The organism is Candidatus Obscuribacterales bacterium (assembly GCA_036703605.1).
Lineage (GTDB): Bacteria > Cyanobacteriota > Cyanobacteriia > RECH01 > RECH01 > RECH01.
The window spans coordinates 1-3,300 of record DATNRH010000508.1; the positions used below are offsets into that span (position 1 = coordinate 1).

4 protein-coding genes are annotated in these 3,300 nt (G+C 49.4%); all 4 read right to left on the minus strand.

Annotated elements, in window-relative coordinates; translation table 11 throughout:
• Window positions 1-551, minus strand: a 551-nt coding sequence (locus V6D20_11020) for a DUF6585 family protein (protein HEY9816313.1), incomplete at its 3' end; no start/stop codon positions are given.
• A gap of 3 nt (window positions 552-554) precedes the next feature.
• A complete protein-coding gene (locus V6D20_11025) occupies window positions 555-977 on the minus strand; it encodes a hypothetical protein (protein HEY9816314.1) in 423 nt (140 codons plus the stop codon).
• A gap of 12 nt (window positions 978-989) precedes the next feature.
• A complete protein-coding gene (locus V6D20_11030) occupies window positions 990-1,448 on the minus strand; it encodes a cupin domain-containing protein (GenBank protein ID HEY9816315.1) in 459 nt (152 codons plus the stop codon).
• A gap of 200 nt (window positions 1,449-1,648) precedes the next feature.
• A partial coding sequence (locus V6D20_11035) for a calcium-binding protein (protein ID HEY9816316.1) occupies window positions 1,649-3,300 on the minus strand: 1,652 nt, incomplete at its 5' end.

The following is a 3,300-nucleotide window of genomic DNA, read 5'->3' on the forward strand; positions in this document are numbered from 1 at the left end:
AATCCGTTGCGGCTTAATTTGAGCTTGCCAAATTGCAGCATTTCGTCTTGATCGAGTTGCGCGATCGCCCTAGAGAATTGGTGCTGTAATACCTGATGTTGTAGGTAATCTCCCACCTCTCGAATGCCATTAATCGTCTGAATAAAGCGATAGACTTTGCCATCAAGCGTTTTTACCTTATATTCTTCCCGGTGAACTCGAACAAATGGGGCAGCCTCCAGCCGACTCAAAGACCATAATTCAGCGACTTCAGAGTATTTGACCACTTGTGCCGGAGATTTGCGGCGATCAATGATCCCCTGTTCATAAACGAAGAAAATCTGCCGAGATGTGGTCAACCGCCGAATGACAATTATCAGAAACACAATCATCAAAATTAAGATTGGAATTCCAATAATTAGAGCAGCCATAAGCAAGACAAATGGAGACAGGAACAGGAGCATCAACAATGCATTGCGATAAATGGGTCGATACCATCCATGGGTACTGATCAGTGCTCCAAGTTCATAACGTTTGGCAAGAGTTTCTATTTGCACAGGATAAATCTCCATTTATTAATAGGTATTGCAGGCAGTATTGAGTAATGCCGATCGCCAATCGGTGGCGGGTTGCCAGTTCACCTGAGCTGGGCTGTAACGAAGGCTGTTGCCATCCAAAAATTCACCGATCGCCCGCGGGGGCACTTGCCATGCCTGACAGTTGCCCAGAAATTGCACATAGTCGGCGTTGGGGCTAACGGTTTCAAAGGTCACCATGCCACCCCGACGAATAATCAAATCGGTGTTGAGATACCAGGGTTCGAGGGAACTATTGGGGTTGCCGAGTTTGCTGTGGCTTTCGGTGCCGGAAACAGGAACCCAGACAAATATCCGATCGGTTTCGGTGGTGGTTTGGGCGATCGCCTGCGAGCTGGTCAAGAGCAGGATGGGGGCGACGGTTTCTAGGGTAGCGTGGATCTGGGCGACGGGTTGGGACACGCACAAAGGGCATCAACGCGGTGCATCCGGGAGAATTGTTCGATCAACAGCATCATCCAAGTGCGAATCTGGGCAGGCAAACAGAATGGTCAGCTCGCCTTCACCCTGTTTGCGCAGCTGGTGGGCATAGCCTTCGGGAATGACAAAGCGATCGCCCGTAGCGACATCAACCGGGGTTTCCCAGTTGACCTCAAAGGCTCCACCTGCGCTTACGACCTGGCCAAAGTGCAAACGTCCAGCCCCCTCAACCACTTCGTAGACTTCACTGCCCTGGGCATGAAAATGGCAGCCCACCTGGTGCGGAATGGCCGCGACGTGAATGCGATAGTCGGCGTCGCCTGCGATCGCCTCGTGGCGAATCCCGACGACTGGGTCTGGGACAGCCTTTGCCAAGGCCTCTCGCCATAGATGCTCTTGAACCTTTAGGCAATGAGCCGGTTCGTTAAATTCCAGCCTGCTGAATACTCGCATGAATGTAATCCTCCAATATTTAGCCTGTACAAATTAACCTTTTTCAAACCGAGGCTTTTGACTCAAGCATCTTCGTCAGACGTGCTTTACTGGCAGATTAGCCAACCATCTACGAGAGAATGCATTGAGTTTCAGGGAAACAGAATCGATAGGAAAGCTGCGATTCGATCGCAGCTTAACCTCTGCAAACGGTTACTTGGCTAGACCGCAGTCACCTGGAAATCAAAGTTGCTTTGAAGAGATACAGCTGTTGTGTCTTGCAGCACTGCCACCAGATCTCCCTTGTACAACACCTGAGTATCTTTGGCTTGGCTGCCACCCAAGCTCTGGGTTTGATCAATGGAGAAGTGCTTACGCTTGCGGACATCGGAAAGATGAACCCGAATTTGATCTCTCTGGGTCTGATCAAAATCGCTAATCACCACATATCCCTCACCCTGGTAATCCCAACGTTTACCCGTAAAATAGCCCAGACCAAAGATATCTGCACCGGCTCCACCCGTTAGCGTATCAATATCGACTGGACTGTTCTCATTCGTGTTCTCATTTGCCAGGGCACCATGGAGCAAGTCATCACCATCGCCGCCGACTAAAATATCGCTGCCAATGCCGCCGTAGAGGCTATCGTTGCCGCCTCCACCTAGGAGGCTATCGTTACCTAAATACCCTTGGAACGTGTTGTGATTACTGTTGCCTAACATGTGATTACCAAGCTTATTGCCATAGCCATCACGGCTATAGCTACCTCCTAATCGCAGGTTTTCGACATTTGCCTGTAGCCGATGGGTCGAACTATAAGACTCGACCGTATCTATACCCTCTCCCTGATTTTCTTCGATGCTAAGAGCGTCGTTTGCGCCTAATCTCAAGATATAGGTGTCGTCACCAGCTCCACCAATAAAGCGACCGCGTGTAGAGGTGAATAGTACATCGTTCCCTTCATCGCCATACAGAGTATCGTTACCAAGCCCCGCGCTTAAGACATCATCGCCAGCTCCCCCAAGCATCCGATCATCGCCATCTCCCCCATACATCTGATCATCGCCATCTCCCCCAAACATCAAGTCATTGCCAGTATTTCCATACATCAAGTCATCGCCAGCCTCGCCCATCATCGAGTCATCGCCATCTCCCCCATACATCCGATCATTGCCATCTCTCCCAAACATCAAGTCATTGCCAGTATCTCCATACATCGAGTCATCGCCATCTTCCCCATACATTGAGTCATGTCCATTTCCCCCATACATCGAGTCATTGCCATCTCCTCCAGACATTGCGTCATTGCCATCTCCTCCAGACATCCAATCATCACCGTCCCCACCAAACATCGAATCATCACCGCTAAAACCTTCCATCTTGTCGTGACCACCATAGCCTTTGAGAAGGTTATTCTGACTGTTACCCTCAATGTGGTTGTCCAGATTATTACCTGAACCAGAGACCGCAGGGCTGCTGTTCGCTAACGTCAGATTTTCTGTGTTTTGAGTGAGTTGATAATGGTAGACAGAGCTAACAACCCGGTCTATCCCTTCATCCGCTGCTTCTATAACTTGGTCGGCATCATTATCGACGTAGTAAGTATCATCGCCAATGCCGCCATACATAGTGTCAGCATCCAAGCCGCCATCTAAAACATCATTTCCATCAAAACCTATCAACGTATCATTGCCGTCGCTGCCATACAGCTTGTCATTATGTCTGCCTGCTTCAATGCGGTCATTACCTGACCACCCAAACAGATCCCAGGCAAAATACTTTGCATCGAACGAATACAGCTTGATTTGGTCATTGCCTGTCGAGCCAGACCGCACTCTTCTTTCTGGCATAAAATTAGTCATTTTGGTTAGTC